The sequence below is a fragment of the Chitinimonas lacunae genome, from assembly GCF_042650885.1.
In the GTDB taxonomy this organism is placed as follows: domain Bacteria; phylum Pseudomonadota; class Gammaproteobacteria; order Burkholderiales; family Chitinimonadaceae; genus Chitinimonas_A; species Chitinimonas_A lacunae.
The window spans coordinates 2278157-2294906 of sequence record NZ_JBHSBU010000001.1; the positions used below are offsets into that span (position 1 = coordinate 2278157).

Here is a 16750-nt window from a genome sequence, read left to right on the forward strand (position 1 = left end):
TGAAAAAATAAAATAACCGGAAAATTTACCGCAAGAAATGAAGCGCTATATAAGGATTTCTTAAAAAATTCCTATTTACGTTTCATCCATACTATCCGCGGCACCTGATCGTTGAAACGCTCGACCAGCGCCCGATACGACAGACTGACCCGGCCAAAGCGGGCATCGGCGTCGGTATAAAAATAGCGCGTCGTCACCGACAGCTTGTCCGCCGTCACCAGATCGGCCAGTGCCGGCGGCAAGGCAGCGGTGAATTGGGACAGTTGCAGAAACGGCTCGGTCTCGCGCTGCCGCACCAGCGACTGGGCGGTCGGCAGATCGAGTCCGGGCAGCAGCGCCATCAGCACCTCGGCCGGAGCGAAGTTCACATTGACCGTGGTTGCCTGCGGCAAGGCCGTGACAAACGGTTCGAGCCGCTCCACCACTTCGGGGGTATAGCCCTGTACCCGGGCCAGCTCGGCCAGATCGAACAGTTCACGGTTGCTGGTGCGGTAGGGGTTGTCGCGGGACAGGTACTCCTGATCCTCCGCCCCGCCGGGAAAGTGGGTGCGATCGTCGGCATCGATCCAATCGACCAGGGCCATGGCCAGCTCTTCGCGCAGTCCCAGCTGGGCCAGCAGCCGCTGATAGGCTTCGAGGTCGGGACCGCTGACCACTCCGCTGCGCACCAGATTATTGAGATTGAAACGGCCCTGGGCATCGAGGATTCGCCCGCCCACGGTGCCTTTTTCAACGGGCAGGCTGGGGATGGGCATGGCCCAGGTTTCGCCGGCATGGTCGACGATATCGTTGCGGCGGGCGTCGCTCTGGAGCATCAGCCGCGCCAGATTGACCGCCGCCCGGGCCACGATGCGCGCCTGGGCCATATCGTGCTGGTTGTCGACCTGACGCAGCCACAGGCCAAAGCGCCAGGCCATGAAAGACGCCAGAGCGGCCACCAGGGCCGCGACGGCGACGGCGGTGACGATGGCCATGCCGCGCTGGCGGCGACGCGAGGGCTTCATGGCAGCGCCACCAGTCTTTGCACGGTACGACCGTCGCTCAGGGTCAGCTTGACTTCGACCGCACGCGGCGGCGTCCTGGCGCTGACCCCTTGCGGCCAGCTCAACTGCCACTGGCCCCGGTCGTCGAAAAAGCGCAGGTCCATGCGCTCGACCCCGTCGAGCAGCTTGAGCACCTGCGGCTCGGTACGCGGCGCCAGATCGAGGCTGTCCCACAGCAGCATTTCGAGCCGTCCCTGGCGCAGCCGGTAACCCAGATGGACCAGCTTGCCGCCATCGAAACGCACCAGTTCGAGCTGGGCGCCGTTGGCATCGACGCCACCGGCAGCGCCGCGCAAGGGCGGCTGGGTCAGCCCGCCTTCATCGCGCCAGTGCCGGTTGGCGACCTGACCGATATCTTCCTCGAACCGCCCCATCACCAGGGTCAGCTCACGCCAGCGCCGGTTGTCGGCATCGAGCGCCTGTTTGGTCAGCGCCATCCGCTCCACCCCTTTGTAAGCGACCACGGCCAGTACGCTGAATACCGCCATCGCCACCAACAGTTCGATCAGGGTAAAGCCACGATTGCGGCGCGCTTTACGGGACATTGGCGATAAACCCCACCAGCACCGCATCGGCGTGGTCGAACCGGTCTTGCGGAAACACCTGGATTTCCACCCGGCGAAAAGCCCGATTGGGCGTCTCCGACACCGTGGCGCGCCAGGTAAACGCCATGCCGGCCTGGCTTTCATTGCCTTCGCTGCTGCCCACGTCGGGAAATTCACTGCGCGCCAGATAAAGGTTGAGCCGGTTCTGCGCCACCCAGCCCGCGGCGACATGGCGCTTCAAGGCCATCGAGCCGTCAACCACGCCCATGGTGGCACGCACGGCCGCGGCGAGCGCAATGCCGATCACGGCGAGCGCGACCAGCACTTCGATCAGGGTAAAACCGCGCCCGCTCAGACGCCTGGGCTTAAGAGGCCGGCGCGACACTGGCGGTCTCCTCGATCCGGCCCACGGCATCGGCCTGGAGCCGGCGTTCGCCGCCCGGCCCACGCAGACGCAGGCTGAACGGCGCATTGACGCCGGACGGGGCGAACGCCACCCGTTCCTCGTCGGCAAGCGGCACCAGATTGACCCGGACCTCGTCGATCAGCATCCCTTCAGGCAGTTCGCGCGGCCGCAGGGTTTCGTTATCGTCGAGCGGCAGCCAGGTGTTGCCCTGACGTTTCCAGAACCGGTAACCACGCCCATCGGGACGCCACCCGAGGGTAGTGCCGCTGGCGATGGCCTCGTCGCTGGCGACTTCAAGCAAGGCGGCCAGCCGTTCGGCCTCACGGCCGAGCCGGCTGCCGTCGCTTTCGCCAAAGCGCACCGCCGCCAGCGTCACGATCACGCCGACAATCACCAGCACCACCAGCACCTCGATCAGGGTAAAGCCCGCCGGGCCGCGCCGCCTGGGGTTCACAGCATCCAGGACCCGATATCGGCGTTATACCCTTCGCCGCCCGACTGACGGTCGGCGCCATAGCTCATCACATCGATCTCGCCTTTCAGACCGGGGTTGAGGTAGAGATAATCGTGGCCCCACGGGTCTTGCGGCAGCTTGTCGAGATAGGCTTTCCAGTTGGTCGGAATCTGGCCGGTGGTCGGCTTCTCGACCAGCGCTTTCAGACCCTGTTCGGTCGTGGGATAGACACCGTTGTCGAGCTTGTAGAGCTTGAGCGACTGCACCAGCGCCTGGATATCGAGTCTGGCGGCGCTGACCCGCGCCTCGTCGGGCCGGCTCATGATGCGCGGCACGATCAAGGCGCCCAGGATGGCCAGAATGGCCACCACCACCAGGATTTCGATCAGGGTAAAGCCGCGGGCGCGGCGACGGGACGGACGGTTCATCAGGACTCCTCGCTAAGTTGGCTGGCTGCCCCCGCAATCGGGAAACGGACTTCGTTCTTGGCTACCTTGGCAGCAATGGCCGCGGCCAGGTCGATCCCCAGCCGGTTACAGAAACTCAGGGTGTAGATCGCCACATCGGCCACTTCCTCGGCAATCGCCGCCCGCTCGGCGGGATCGAGCCCGGCGTCGTTGCTGTGCCATTGGAAGTGCTCCATCAGCTCGGCCGCTTCGATGGCGATGCTCATGGCCAGATTCTTGCCCTGATGGGCGCTTTCCCAGTGACGGGCAGCCACAAAGCGGCGCACCAGTTCGCGCAGCTCGGCCAGCGTGGTATCGGCGTCGTTCATCGAGGCTTATTTCACCAGTTGGTTCATTTCAAATACCGGCAGCAGGATCGCCAGCACGATCAGCAGCACCGACACGCCCATGATCAGCACCATGGCCGGGCCAAGCAGGCTGGTGAAGGTGGCGACGCGCTGTTCGAGTTCGCCGGTCTGCTGCTGCGCCGCCTTGTCGAGCATCGCCTCAAGCCGGCCGCTTGCCTCGCCGCTGGCGATCAGATGGACCAGCACGGGCGGAAACAGCTTGCTGCGGCCAAGCGCCGTGGACAGCGCCGCGCCTTCGCGCACATCGCGCAGCGCATCGGACACCGCCTCGCGCAGCACGCGGTTGCCGACCACCCCGGCGGCGGCGTTCATCGCCGTCAACAGCGGCACGCCGCTGCCGACCAGGATGGACAGGGTACTGGCCAGCCGCGCGGTATTGCCGGCCCGGTTGAGCCGGCCCAGCAAGGGCAGCCGCAACAGCAGCGCATCGAGGGCGCGGCGAAAGCCCTCGTTACGCCAGGCGAAATGCAGCGCCACGCCGGCGCCGGTCAGGGCGATCAGCCATAGATAGCCATACTGGCGCAGCCCCGCCGACAGCCACAGCAGCGCCCGGGTCAACAGCGGCAGCGTCTGCTTGGCGCTCTGGAATACCGTCACCATCTGCGGCACCACCCAGGTCAGCATGCCGACGATCACCAGCACCGACACGGCCAGCACCACGGCCGGATAGACGAAGGCCACCCCGACCTTGGCCGCCAGCGCCTGGCGTGCTTCGATATAGTCGGCCAACCGGCGCATCACGGCGGCGGCACGGCCCGACTCTTCGCCGGCGCGGACGATGGTGCGGTAGAGCTCGGGAAAAACACGGGGAAAACGGGCCAGCGCCGCCGACAGCGGCGAGCCGGCCAGAATATCGGAGCGCACCGCAGCGAGCACATCGCGCACCCGATTGACTTCGGCCTGCTCGATCAGCACGGTCAGCACCTGTTCGATGGTGAGACCGGCGTCGAGCAAAGTGGCGAATTGCCGGGTGATCAGCGCCAGATCGGTGGTGGACAGGCTGACCCGGCTGTTCTTGCGCTCGCCGGCTTCGCCACCGCTCAATTCGGCCAGCTCGGATACCCATAGACCGCGCTCGCGCAACTGGGTCCGGGCCAGCTTCAGGGTGTCGGCCTCGACCACCCCTTCTATGGTGCGCCCGCGCTCGTCGAGCGCCTGGAAACGGAAACCGGCCATCTCAGCGCGCCTCCGGCGTGGGCGGCTGCGGCCGCCCGCTCTGGCGGGCCGCTTCGACCTCGGCCGCCATACGGTTCAGGGTGGGACTCCAGCCCGACTGGAGCAGAAACTGCTGCGAAATCAGCAGCACCAGCAAGATGGTCGGCGCCGACGCCAGCAGACCAATCGCCACATGGCCACGCGTCACCCCGGTGGCCCGGCTGAGCGCCACCACCAGCAGCACCACCTGATAGATCGACAAGGCCGCCTTGAACAACAGAAAGGCGCCCGTTTCCAGGACGGGCGCCAGCACCAGCAGCAGGGCCGAGCTATGGCAGAGCACCGTCAGCGGGAACAGGCTGCCTTCTCCCTTCCAACGCTGGCCCAGCCGCAGCCACCACGACAGGAAGATCGTCAACAGCAGCACCTGGGCCCAGCCCAGCAGCTCGAAAAACAGCAGGCGCTCGGGCAGTGATGCCTGCAAGGCACCGGTCAGCACCGGTACGGCGGAGATCAGGCTCAACCACAGCATCGGTTGCCAGAACGGATAGACGTAGTGGTCGAGCGGACGGATACGGAAACAGGCGATCTCGAAGGCGTCGGTAAGCAGTTTGCGCATGCGGTGGAGTCAGTGGCCGGGATCAGGGCGCCTGGGTGTCGCAGCCCGCCAGCGGCTCGACATCCTGCACCACCAGCTCGAAATCCTGTTGCAGGGGACTATCTCGTCTGGCGGCGAGATAGTAGCGCTTGCAAGGCGCTATGGTAAACGGCACCACCTTCTCGGGCGGCAGATAAAACCCCCCCACCGGGGCCGTGATCAGCTTCAGACGACGCTCACCGGCCTCGGCACGCACCGGGTCGTCGCTGATCACCGATTTACCGTCAATCGCTACCACTTTGACGGGATAAAGATGCATATCGGCTCGGCCGAACTCACGCCGACCATCGAGCAGACTCTCGTTATGCAGATTGGCACAGCCGCCCAGCAAGGCGGCACCCAGCAGCAGGGACAGGGTTTTCATGGCGTTTCTCCGAACAAGACAGACCAGGCAGGCATACCGCCCCCCCAGCTTAGACGGCCAACACGGCGCCCCGCTCCGTCCGCTCGCGCGATTTACACAGTCTTACATTGTTCAGTGCAACGACCGCTCCAGCCGCTCCAGAGGCTTTGCGTCCGGACGCCAACGGCACCGCTCCGATTGACCTGTCCCAAACCACCCTCTGGGTCAGTGTGGCTCGCTCAGGATCGTGGACGAGCCGGGAATCGCGCTTTTCCACTGCATTGGCGAGCAGCGGTCCCTCAGGTCACTACGGTGCCATAGTCGGTCGCCACCACCACCCGGTCGCGCCCATCGCGCTTGGCGCTATAGAGGGCCAGATCGGCTGCCCGATACAGCCGCTCCAGCAGCACCGGTTCGACCGTGGCGGCGACGCCCACGCTGATCGTCACCGTGATCGACTGGGCGCCATAGCCGACCGGGCTGGAGCGTACTGCCTGCCGCAAGCGCTCGGCCACTTCGATCGCTTCGGCGGCGGAGGTCGCCGGCAGCAGCACCACGAATTCCTCGCCGCCATAGCGCCCCAACAGATCGCCGACGCGCAGTTGGGCGCGCAGCCGCTCGGCGGTCTGGCGCAGCACCGCATCGCCGGCGGCATGGCCGTGGCGGTCGTTGACTTGCTTGAAATGGTCGAGATCGAGCATCAGCAGCGCCAGCCCCTCGTGTTCGCGCCCCAGCCGGGCGAGCGAGGCTTGCGCCACCGTATCGAAGGCAAAGCGGTTATAGGTATCGGTCAGACCATCGAAGGTGGCGCGGCGGTCGAGTTCGAGCAGCAGCCGCTCGCGCGACACCAGCGGAAAGCCGTAGGTCACACCGATCTCGGTGGCGAACACCGTCAGGAACAACAAGGCCGAGCCCAGACGCGGCGCAAACAGATCCTGTTGCGGCTCGACCAGAAAGATCGCCAGACGCAGCCAGTGCAGCGTGGCGCAGCCCAGATACCACAAGCCCAGCGCCCGCCGCGCCGGCTGAGGCGGGTTGCGGCTGTCGGCCAGCATCAGGCGGGCGGTGATGCCGGTCAGCAGTGCCGTGCACATCGCCAGAAAGGCCGCCCGTTGCCCCAGTTCGGCGCCGGCCAGATAGACCAGCAGAAACACCAGCGCACAGCCGACCGCCACCCAGCGGATCGCCACGACCAGCCGGCGTGTCCCGAGCAGCGCAGCGAGCGAGCCATGCATCAGGACATGGGCGCAAAAGAAGCAGACATTGGCCACATAGATGCTGAGCCAGTCGGCAATCGTGCCGCGCAGCAGCAACAGGCTCCAGCCCACCACCATGGCCGCGGCACTGGCAAGCCACTGCCAGGAACCCGGCTGACGCGCCACCCCACGACTGGCCAGCAGAAACAAGGCGCTGGTGAACAGCGGCGTCAGCAGCAGCAATAGCGCCAGCGTGCGGATATCGATGGTCATGGTGGGCGGCCAAGGCCGCTAGTCGAAGATCACCGTCTTCTTGCCGCAGACCAGGATGCGGTGGTCCAGGTGCCAGCGCAGCGAGCGACTCAGCACCATGCGCTCGAGATCGCGTCCTTTCTGGATCAGGTCATCGATGGTGTCGCGGTGCGAGACCCGGATCACCCCCTGTTCGATGATCGGACCGTCGTCGAGCACCTCGGTGACATAGTGGCCGGTGGCACCGATCAGTTTGACGCCGCGCTCATGGGCACGGTGGTAGGGCTTGGCGCCGTCGAAGGCGGGCAGGAAGCTGTGGTGGATATTGATGATCCGCCGCGGATAGGCCGCACAGAATTCGGCCGACAGCACCTGCATATAGCGCGCCAGCACGATCAGATCGACGCCGTGCTCCTCGAGCAGGGCCCGCTGCTGGGCTTCGGCCTCGCGCTTATTGTTGCCGCCGACCGGAATCACATAGTAGGGAATGCCGTAGAAGTCGGCATGGCGGCGGCAGTCTTCGTGGTTGGAGATGATCAGCGGGATGTCGCACTGCAATTCACCGGACTGCCAGCGGTGCAGCAGATCGACCAGACAGTGGTCGTAGCGCGACACGAAAATCGCCATCCGGAATTTGCGGCTCGACAGCTTGATGCGCCAATCCATGCAGAACCGCTCGGCGATGGGCTGGAACGCAGCCGAAAAGGCGTTCATATCGAGTTTGAAATCGGCCAGATCCCACTCCACCCGCATCAGGAACAGATTTTCGGCCTCGTCCTGGTGCTGGTCGGCATGCAGGATATTGGCGTCATAGGTGTAGAGAAAATTGGCAATCGCTGCCACCAGACCTTTGCGGTCTGGGCAGGAAATCAGCAGTGTGGCGGTGTTTGTCATGTGTTGGTTGTTTGGCGAGGGTGGGCGCCGGCGGCGCCGCATTTGTCCTCATTCTAATATGCTCGGACGGCTGTCCGGCCCAATAAAAACGCGAGACTGTCCCTCCTCCACCTCACTTTGGAAAAATATTTATTTTTCTTTTTTATCCAGCCAACTGTCTTGCAAGTAGTTGTCCTGATTATTTATTCAATAAGACCCTGCTCACCCTCGCCGGGGCGCGATCACCACGGCCTCGCCTTCGAGCACCGTGGTGTCGGCAACCGAGCAGCGGATCGCCAGCGTAACCCGGTGCCGTACCGGATCGAGCGTGGTCACCCGCACACTGGCGGTGACCGTGTCGCCGATATGCACCGGCGCGGTAAAGCGCATGATCTGGGAAACATAGATGGTGCCGGGTCCCGGCAATTGATTGCCCAGCACAGTGGACACCAGACTCGCAGTCAGCAGGCCATGGGCGATGCGGCCTTTGAACGGTGTCTCACGGGCGTATTCCTCGTCGGTGTGGACCGGGTTATGGTCGCCGGTGATGCCGGCGAACAGCACCACATCGGCTTCGGTGACTGTCTTGCGGAACTGAGCGGTCTGGCCGAGCGTGATGTCCTCGAAATAGATCGTCATACCTTCCCCCTGTACTGGTCGGATACGACCCGGCGGGTCGTCGCTTTATTGTTGCAGGGCAACATCAGTGTCGCAACGCAAGTCCGGTGTGTTTTTCCCGTCAAGTCATAGATCAAACGCTTGTTTAAATGAAAGCGGCGGTGCTAGCCTTGCGTTCGAATCCAGTCCGGGCGCGCCGGGCGAAGCCCGGCCCGGGCAAGACGGTCGGGGGCCGCCGGTGCTATGCTTGCGCGTTGAGCGCGCCCTGGCGCGGCGTAGGCAAAGCGGTGTTCGACACCGCGTGCTGCAACGCCCGGTGCTCCGGCGCCCGGTTATGCCCATAACCGATTCCCCGATTTATCCGACCCCTGCGGAGGAAGCGTGAAAGTCTTAGTCGCAGTCAAACGCGTTGTCGATTACAACGTGAAGGTGCGGTGCAAGGCGGACGGCAGCGATGTCGATGTCGCCAACGCCAAGATGTCGATGAACCCGTTCGACGAGATCGCCGTCGAAGAGGCAGTCCGCCTCAAGGAAGCCGGCAAGGCCAGCGAAGTGGTGGTAGTGAGCCTCGGCCTCAAGCAGTGCGAAGAAACCCTCCGTACCGCGCTGGCCATGGGTGCCGACCGTGCCATCCACGTCGAGACCGATGCCCAGTTGCAGCCGCTGGCCGTCGCCAAGCTGCTCAAGGTCGTGGCTGAACGCGAACAGCCGCAGCTGTTTATCCTCGGCAAGCAGGCGATCGACGACGACGCCAACCAGACCGGTCAGATGCTCGCCGCCCTGCTGGGCTGGCCGCAGGGCACCTTCGCCTCCAAAGTGGCGCTCGATGCCGCCTCGGTAGAAGTCACCCGCGAAATCGACGGTGGCCTGGAAACCGTGGCCCTGAAGCTGCCTGCCGTGGTGACGACCGATCTGCGCCTCAACGAGCCGCGCTACGTCAAGCTGCCCAATATCATGGCCGCCAAGAAGAAACCGCTCGACAAGCTGACCCCGGCCGAACTCGGTGTCGATCCGAGCCCGCGCCTCAAGCAGCTCAAGGTGTCCGATCCGCCGTCGCGCAAGGCCGGCATCAAAGTGGCTTCGGTGGCCGAACTCGTCGCCAAGCTCAAGAACGAAGCGAAGGTGATCTAAATGACCGTTCTCGTCATCGCCGAACACGATAACGCGACGCTCAAGGCGTCCACCCTCAACACCGTCGCCGCCGCGCAGAAGCTCGGCAGCGATATCCATCTGCTGGTGGCCGGCCATCAGTGCAGCGGCGCCGCCCAGGCAGCCGCAGCCGTCGCCGGCGTCGCCAAGGTCCTGGTCGCCGATGCCCCGCATCTGGCCCACCAACTGGCGGAAAACATCACCCCGGTGGTGGTCAATCTGGCCAAGTCCTACAGCCATGTGCTGGCCCCCGCCACCACCTCCGGCAAGAACTTCCTGCCACGCGTGGCGGCCCTGCTCGATGTGGCCCAGCTGTCCGATGTGACGGCCGTCGTCTCGGCCGATACCTTCGAGCGCCCCATCTACGCCGGTAACGTGATCGCCACGGTGCAGTCGATCGACCCGATCAAGGTGATGACCGTGCGTACCACCGCCTTCGACGCCGTGGCCGCCACTGGCGGCAGCGCCCCCGTCGAAGCGATCGATGCGGGCAGCGACACGGGCCTGGCCAGCTTCAAGGGCCAGGAACTGACCAAGTCCGACCGGCCGGAGCTGACTGCCGCCAAGATCATCGTCTCGGGCGGCCGGGCACTCGGTTCGAGCGAACAGTTCCACGCCGTGCTGGAGCCGTTGGCCGACAAGCTCGGCGCTGCCGTGGGCGCCAGCCGCGCCGCCGTCGATGCCGGCTATGCCCCCAACGACTACCAGGTCGGTCAGACCGGCAAGATCGTCGCCCCCTCGCTCTATGTGGCGGTCGGCATCTCGGGGGCGATCCAGCATCTGGCCGGGATGAAGGACGCCAAGGTGATCGTCGCCATCAACAAGGACGAGGAAGCCCCGATCTTCCAGGTGGCCGACTACGGTCTGGTGGGCGATCTGTTCAGCGTGGTGCCCGAACTGATCAAGGAACTGGACAAATAATCATCGGGCCACCGCCCTCCCGAACCGGCTGGCCGCCATGCGGCGCCTGCCGCCCGGTTCGGTCTCGACTGCAACGGCCGCCGCGACGCGGCCGTTTTTTCTGCAAGCGCTATCGATCAATCGCTCGCTAGGAGAATCCTCATGAGCTATCAAGCCCCCGTCAACGATATCCGTTTCGTTCTGAACGAACTCGCGGGACTGAGCGAGGTCGCCGCCCTGCCCGGCTATGAAGACGCCAATCCCGAACTGGTCGACGCCATCCTCGAAGAAGCGGCCAAACTGGCCCAGGACGTGGTAGCCCCGCTCAACAGCGTGGGCGATCGCCACGGCAACCGGCTCGACAACGGCACGGTCACGACCGCCCCGGGCTTCAAGGAAGCCTATCGCCAGTTCTGTGAAAACGGCTGGATCGGCCTGCGCGTACCGACCGAGCACGGCGGCCAGGGCATGCCGGCGCTGGTGGCGATGGCCACCGAAGAAATGTGGTGTGCCGCCAATGTGGCCTTCAGCCTGTGTCCGCTGCTGACACTGGGCGCCATCGAAGCGCTCGACCATCATGCCTCGCCGGAAATGAAGGCGCTGTACCTGCCGCGGATGGCCTCGGGCGAATGGCCGGGCACGATGAACCTGACCGAGCCGCAAGCCGGTTCCGACCTGGCCCAGGTCCGCACCCGCGCCGTGCCGGTCGGTGACGGCAGCTACAAGATCAGCGGCCAGAAGATCTTCATTACCTGGGGTGAGCACGATATGGCCGACAATATCGTCCATCTGGTGCTGGCCCGCCTGCCCGATGCGCCGGCCGGGGTGAAAGGAATTTCGCTGTTCGTGGTGCCGAAGTTCCTGGTCGACACCGAAGGCCGGCTGGGCCAGCGCAACGATGTGCGCTGTGTCTCGCTGGAACATAAGCTCGGCATTCACGGCAGCCCGACTTGCGTGATGAGCTATGGCGATGAAGGCGGAGCCATCGGTTACCTGGTGGGCGAGCCCAACCGTGGCCTGGCTTATATGTTCACCATGATGAACCACGCCCGTCTGGGCGTCGGCGTCGAAGGGATGGCGATTTCCGAGCGTGCCTACCAGCAGGCCGTCTCCTACGCCCGTGACCGGGTACAGAGCCGCGAACTGGGCTCGGACGACCCGGCCCCGGCCCCGATCATCCGCCATCCCGATGTACGGCGGATGCTGATGACCATGCGCGCCCAGATCGAAGCCCAACGCGCCCTGACCTACTACACGGGCGCCGCCCTCGACCGTGCCGCCTGCCATCCTGACCGGGCCGAGCAGCAGCGCTGGCAGGCAGTGGTCAATTTCCTGATTCCGGTCGTCAAGGGCTGGAATACCGAGCAGGTCAATGAAGTGACCAGTCTCGGTGTGCAGATCCACGGTGGTATGGGCTTTATCGAGGAGACGGGTGCAGCCCAGCATCTGCGCGATGCGCGGATTACCGCGATCTATGAAGGCACCACGGGCATCCAGGCCATGGACCTGGTGGGCCGCAAGACGGCCAGCGAACAGGGCGCCACCGCCTACGCCCTGCTCGGCGAAGCCGAAGCTACGGCGGCCAAGCTCGAAGCGGCTGGCTATCCTGAAATGGCTGCCCCGCTGCACCGGGCGATTGCTGATGCCAAGGCATGCGTAAAATTCATCGTTGAATCGTTCAATGATAATCCCAAGGCGGTAGCAGCAGGTTCGGTGCCATTCCTGAAAATCATGGGTCTGGTACTGGGCGGCTGGCAGATGGGCCGGGCTGTGCTGGTAGCCAAGCAGAAGCTGCACGAGGTGGACGCCGATCAATCCTTCCTGCAAGCCAAGCTGATCACCGCCCGCTTCTTCGCCCAACACCTGCTCCCCCAGGTCAGCGGTCTCGCCGAAGCCGTGCTCCAAGGCTCTGACAGCGTGCTGGCGCTGGATGAAGCAGCGTTCTAAAGCCAGAGGGGAGCGGGAAGCTCCCCTTTTTGCTATCTAAAGAACAGGAAGGAAAAAACCCTTTTTTCCGACCACGGCATGGAATCTTTAAAAATCAATAAGTTACAAAGTCAGCTTCAAGGAGGGGTGAGAGGAGCTAACTGTAATATTTTTCTGTAGGAACAAGTAGTTAGCTGAGAGAGTGGCTAGTTCACTGCCGAATAGGCAGCTCAGAAAGTCTCTGAATGCCGCGCTCGACCTGTTCAAGAGTTCACTGCCGAATAGGCAGCTCAGAAATGAGCGACGACAATCCGAGCTTCGGGGCTGGTGTTCACTGCCGAATAGGCAGCTCAGAAAAAGGCTACAACGCCTTGGTCTACTCCGCCTACGTTCACTGCCGAATAGGCAGCTCAGAAAGGATATCATCAGCGTTTTCTGAAATGAATTAAGTTCACTGCCGAATAGGCAGCTCAGAAATGTATCAGGACTTCGCCGCATACGCTTGCGCGGTTCACTGCCGAATAGGCAGCTCAGAAATGCCGCTGGTCCAGGTCATAGCGCTGGCCCACGTTCACTGCCGAATAGGCAGCTCAGAAACGGACAAGGCACGCCCCGCTGCTGGACCGCCAGTTCACTGCCGAATAGGCAGCTCAGAAAACGACGTCGAAGATGAAGCGTCGAAGCCTCCTGTTCACTGCCGAATAGGCAGCTCAGAAACGGCCATTGCAGCTCGGGGGCTTTATCATTCGGTTCACTGCCGAATAGGCAGCTCAGAAAAATTGCGGCTGAAGGGGCTGCCCCAGCTCCCGGTTCACTGCCGAATAGGCAGCTCAGAAATCAATCATGCTGGCCGGCGTGGGCAATTCTGCGTTCACTGCCGAATAGGCAGCTCAGAAATATTGAAAAACTCAAACAATTAGGATCTGAGGGTTCACTGCCGAATAGGCAGCTCAGAAATTTGCGACGATAAGGCTGCCGCAGCGAGTCAAGTTCACTGCCGAATAGGCAGCTCAGAAAAGTGCGTCGGCTCATTTTTCCAGCCCGACCGCGTTCACTGCCGAATAGGCAGCTCAGAAAACCAGCTCGGCCCGTGCACTATTTCGTGAAACGTTCACTGCCGAATAGGCAGCTCAGAAAGCTGGAATCCAGTCGCCGAAGCGCACATGGATAGTTCACTGCCGAATAGGCAGCTCAGAAAACCGTCAGCCGGTACAATAACCGGTTCTATAGGTTCACTGCCGAATAGGCAGCTCAGAAATGCTGCTCGGTTGCGCGGGCGTTGGCCATGGCGTTCACTGCCGAATAGGCAGCTCAGAAACTGCTGAGAAACAAGCTCCAGGGGACCACGGTGTTCACTGCCGAATAGGCAGCTCAGAAATACATGATCGGGATACCAACGCTGCCTTAAACGTTCACTGCCGAATAGGCAGCTCAGAAATTGTACTTCCAAGCCGGTTCCAGTTTTTCAGAGTTCACTGCCGAATAGGCAGCTCAGAAAATGGGCTGTACGGCTTCCCGAAGTTGGGCGGCGTTCACTGCCGAATAGGCAGCTCAGAAAAGATCGGGGCATGGCCTTACTATGGAGGCTCAGTTCACTGCCGAATAGGCAGCTCAGAAACTTGCCATTCTCTGGCAATCTGAGCCATTTGCGTTCACTGCCGAATAGGCAGCTCAGAAAATCAAATGGATTGCGTGTGAAGGATAATAAGCGTTCACTGCCGAATAGGCAGCTCAGAAATGATCCCACCAACCACATGACCGCCGCTTATCGTTCACTGCCGAATAGGCAGCTCAGAAAGGCAACCAAAATGGTAACCGTATCGCCCTCAGGTTCACTGCCGAATAGGCAGCTCAGAAAATTTCTCCGGCAAAAGGTTTGCATTACGCAGTGTTCACTGCCGAATAGGCAGCTCAGAAAAAGGCATTCGCCGCAGTACTGATCCACTTCGCGTTCACTGCCGAATAGGCAGCTCAGAAAATGCTCACCCTTTCTTTTCGTCAGAAACCTAGGTTCACTGCCGAATAGGCAGCTCAGAAAAATCCCTCAAATATGTTGGCAGCGGCAACTACGTTCACTGCCGAATAGGCAGCTCAGAAATCAGCTCGAGCGGCTTGTCAACTACTTCGTATGTTCACTGCCGAATAGGCAGCTCAGAAAAATGTCTATATGAGTAATCAACGCATAAAATTGTTCACTGCCGAATAGGCAGCTCAGAAAGCCAACCTGATCCAAGTACATGACTTTTTTGCGTTCACTGCCGAATAGGCAGCTCAGAAAACTGAACACCATCACAGCATGATTCACTGCTTGTTCACTGCCGAATAGGCAGCTCAGAAATTGACGAATCCGAAGAAGTTCCTACGTTCCAAGGTTCACTGCCGAATAGGCAGCTCAGAAAAGTGCTTCAGGCGATACCACGTATACCACGCCGTTCACTGCCGAATAGGCAGCTCAGAAAGCAATCTGAGCCGTTCAATTCGAGAGTCTGTCGTTCACTGCCGAATAGGCAGCTCAGAAAACGAGAAAAATATTCCTGGAAGATAAACCAAAGTTCACTGCCGAATAGGCAGCTCAGAAAGACGTATTTCCCGGCTACACTCCCCAAGCCAGGTTCACTGCCGAATAGGCAGCTCAGAAAACGGCGCCATCTTCTCTTCTTCGGTGCCGGGAGTTCACTGCCGAATAGGCAGCTCAGAAAATCCCCTATTTCCCATTTCACGACCCATTAGCGTTCACTGCCGAATAGGCAGCTCAGAAAACTACATCGAATAACCCAGCTAAACGCTTCTGGTTCACTGCCGAATAGGCAGCTCAGAAACGGGCATTTTTGCCGGCTGGTGATTCGATCCCGTTCACTGCCGAATAGGCAGCTCAGAAAATATCGTCTAGTGCAGCCTGGGCATCGCGGACGTTCACTGCCGAATAGGCAGCTCAGAAAACCGGCAAGATCGTCGGTGCCGGGTTTGAAGGGTTCACTGCCGAATAGGCAGCTCAGAAACTTCAGCGGCCAGCCACAAAACGACCACTTCCGTTCACTGCCGAATAGGCAGCTCAGAAAAGGAACAGGGCCGGTGTTCGGGTCTGGCTTGAGTTCACTGCCGAATAGGCAGCTCAGAAAATACTCGATCAGGTCGATCCGCGCATTGGCGAGTTCACTGCCGAATAGGCAGCTCAGAAAATCGACCGCAATCGTAGAGCAGCCGGTTAACAGTTCACTGCCGAATAGGCAGCTCAGAAAGACGCGATCGAATAGCGGCGGCATGAATCATCGTTCACTGCCGAATAGGCAGCTCAGAAAGGGTCTATCTCAAGATTATTTGATTGATTGGGGTTCACTGCCGAATAGGCAGCTCAGAAAGCGCCCACGCCGCCGAGCACGCCGGTAACTATGTTCACTGCCGAATAGGCAGCTCAGAAAATTGCCGCACTGCGGATCTGCGGGATTCACATGTTCACTGCCGAATAGGCAGCTCAGAAAGGCCGATCGCTTCATCAACGGTTGCACGGCTAGTTCACTGCCGAATAGGCAGCTCAGAAATGCGCGCCGCAAACCTTTTGCCGGAGAAATGGGTTCACTGCCGAATAGGCAGCTCAGAAAAGAAACCCCAATCATCATTGCCGTTAGCCATTGTTCACTGCCGAATAGGCAGCTCAGAAATGGCCCAGCGCCCGAACTTTCACCTTCGGATCGTTCACTGCCGAATAGGCAGCTCAGAAAAGGCCGGCTGCCACGGCTTCTTCCCCGAAATAGTTCACTGCCGAATAGGCAGCTCAGAAATTGAGCAGCGCCACGCAACATCTGACGGGGATGTTCACTGCCGAATAGGCAGCTCAGAAACGGATCACCCGGGCACCCGCCGCCATCGCTTTGTTCACTGCCGAATAGGCAGCTCAGAAAGCATTACCGGCTGAAAGGCGCAGATTGCGCCGGTTCACTGCCGAATAGGCAGCTCAGAAATAAGTGTAAGCACGGCAACAAAATCGACTTGTGTTCACTGCCGAATAGGCAGCTCAGAAAATGCCGACAATAAATCTTGACGATATACAAGAGTTCACTGCCGAATAGGCAGCTCAGAAAAGAAGTGGGAAGACCATCACGTCCTTTGCGACGTTCACTGCCGAATAGGCAGCTCAGAAATATTTCCGGATAGTGAACGCTTAACAGATTCAGTTCACTGCCGAATAGGCAGCTCAGAAAAGTCGACTTTAAAGGCCAATCTTGGTGGATTCGTTCACTGCCGAATAGGCAGCTCAGAAATTCCAGTTAATCGGCTAGGGCGCGCAAGCTGTGTTCACTGCCGAATAGGCAGCTCAGAAAAGCTTGACGCCCGGCACGCGCGCAACGATATCGTTCACTGCCGAATAGGCAGCTCAGAAAATTCCGGATCAGGACTTTCTGAGTCAGGCATTGTTCACT

General features: G+C 61.1%; 15 protein-coding genes and 1 CRISPR repeat array (1 of these 16 only partly in view). Of the genes, 3 read left to right on the forward strand and 12 right to left on the reverse strand.

Annotation, left to right across the window (positions count from 1 at the left end):
* Positions 1–71: 71 nt before the first annotated feature.
* The 12 genes from gspK to ACFOW7_RS09455 form a co-directional block, all read right to left on the reverse strand.
* Complete coding sequence (gene gspK, locus ACFOW7_RS09400; protein ID WP_378163453.1) at positions 72–1004, reverse strand: type II secretion system minor pseudopilin GspK; 933 nt, start codon at positions 1002–1004, stop codon at positions 72–74.
* Positions 1001–1588, reverse strand: a complete 588-nt coding sequence (gspJ, locus tag ACFOW7_RS09405) for a type II secretion system minor pseudopilin GspJ (protein WP_378163455.1) — start codon at positions 1586–1588, stop codon at positions 1001–1003. Before gspJ ends, gspK begins: the two co-directional genes overlap by 4 nt.
* Positions 1578–1973, reverse strand: coding sequence for a type II secretion system minor pseudopilin GspI (gene gspI, locus ACFOW7_RS09410; RefSeq protein WP_378163457.1), 396 nt, complete (start codon positions 1971–1973; stop codon positions 1578–1580). Before gspI ends, gspJ begins: the two co-directional genes overlap by 11 nt.
* A complete protein-coding gene (gene gspH, locus ACFOW7_RS09415) occupies positions 1954–2448 on the reverse strand; it encodes a type II secretion system minor pseudopilin GspH (RefSeq protein WP_378163459.1) in 495 nt (164 codons plus the stop codon). The genes gspI and gspH overlap by 20 nt, the downstream gene beginning before the upstream one ends.
* Positions 2445–2876: a type II secretion system major pseudopilin GspG gene (gene gspG, locus ACFOW7_RS09420; RefSeq protein ID WP_378163461.1), complete on the reverse strand. Its 432-nt coding sequence runs from the start codon at positions 2874–2876 to the stop codon at positions 2445–2447. Before gspG ends, gspH begins: the two co-directional genes overlap by 4 nt.
* Positions 2876–3223: a nucleotide pyrophosphohydrolase gene (locus tag ACFOW7_RS09425; RefSeq protein ID WP_378163464.1), complete on the reverse strand. Its 348-nt coding sequence runs from the start codon at positions 3221–3223 to the stop codon at positions 2876–2878. The genes gspG and ACFOW7_RS09425 overlap by 1 nt, the downstream gene beginning before the upstream one ends.
* Before the next feature lie 6 nt (positions 3224–3229).
* A complete protein-coding gene (gspF, locus tag ACFOW7_RS09430) occupies positions 3230–4438 on the reverse strand; it encodes a type II secretion system inner membrane protein GspF (protein ID WP_378163466.1) in 1209 nt (402 codons plus the stop codon).
* A gap of 1 nt (position 4439) precedes the next feature.
* A complete protein-coding gene (locus ACFOW7_RS09435) occupies positions 4440–5036 on the reverse strand; it encodes a hypothetical protein (RefSeq protein ID WP_378163468.1) in 597 nt (198 codons plus the stop codon).
* A 22-nt stretch (positions 5037–5058) separates the two neighbouring features.
* Positions 5059–5439: a hypothetical protein gene (locus tag ACFOW7_RS09440; RefSeq protein WP_378163470.1), complete on the reverse strand. Its 381-nt coding sequence runs from the start codon at positions 5437–5439 to the stop codon at positions 5059–5061.
* Positions 5440–5717: 278 nt separating this feature from the next.
* Positions 5718–6887, reverse strand: a complete 1170-nt coding sequence (locus tag ACFOW7_RS09445; RefSeq protein WP_378163472.1) for a GGDEF domain-containing protein — start codon at positions 6885–6887, stop codon at positions 5718–5720.
* A gap of 18 nt (positions 6888–6905) precedes the next feature.
* On the reverse strand, positions 6906–7760 hold the full coding sequence (purU, locus tag ACFOW7_RS09450; protein ID WP_378163475.1) for a formyltetrahydrofolate deformylase: 855 nt from the start codon (positions 7758–7760) through the stop codon (positions 6906–6908).
* 201 nt (positions 7761–7961) lie between these two features.
* Positions 7962–8378 (reverse strand): MaoC family dehydratase, encoded by a 417-nt coding sequence (locus ACFOW7_RS09455; RefSeq protein ID WP_378163477.1) that lies wholly within the window; start codon positions 8376–8378, stop codon positions 7962–7964.
* Between the two features lie 360 nt (positions 8379–8738).
* Between ACFOW7_RS09455 and ACFOW7_RS09460 the strand changes: the two genes are divergently transcribed.
* From ACFOW7_RS09460 to ACFOW7_RS09470, 3 genes are all read left to right on the forward strand, one after another.
* Positions 8739–9488 carry an electron transfer flavoprotein subunit beta/FixA family protein gene (locus tag ACFOW7_RS09460; RefSeq protein WP_378163479.1) on the forward strand — a complete coding sequence of 250 codons (750 nt, stop codon included), beginning with the start codon at positions 8739–8741 and terminating at the stop codon, positions 9486–9488.
* Positions 9489–10427: an electron transfer flavoprotein subunit alpha/FixB family protein gene (locus tag ACFOW7_RS09465; protein WP_378163481.1), complete on the forward strand. Its 939-nt coding sequence runs from the start codon at positions 9489–9491 to the stop codon at positions 10425–10427.
* A 141-nt stretch (positions 10428–10568) separates the two neighbouring features.
* Positions 10569–12353, forward strand: coding sequence for an acyl-CoA dehydrogenase (locus tag ACFOW7_RS09470; protein WP_378163483.1), 1785 nt, complete (start codon positions 10569–10571; stop codon positions 12351–12353).
* A 188-nt stretch (positions 12354–12541) separates the two neighbouring features.
* Positions 12542–16750: a CRISPR direct-repeat array (repeat unit 28 nt; unit sequence GTTCACTGCCGAATAGGCAGCTCAGAAA); it runs 1460 nt beyond the window's last position.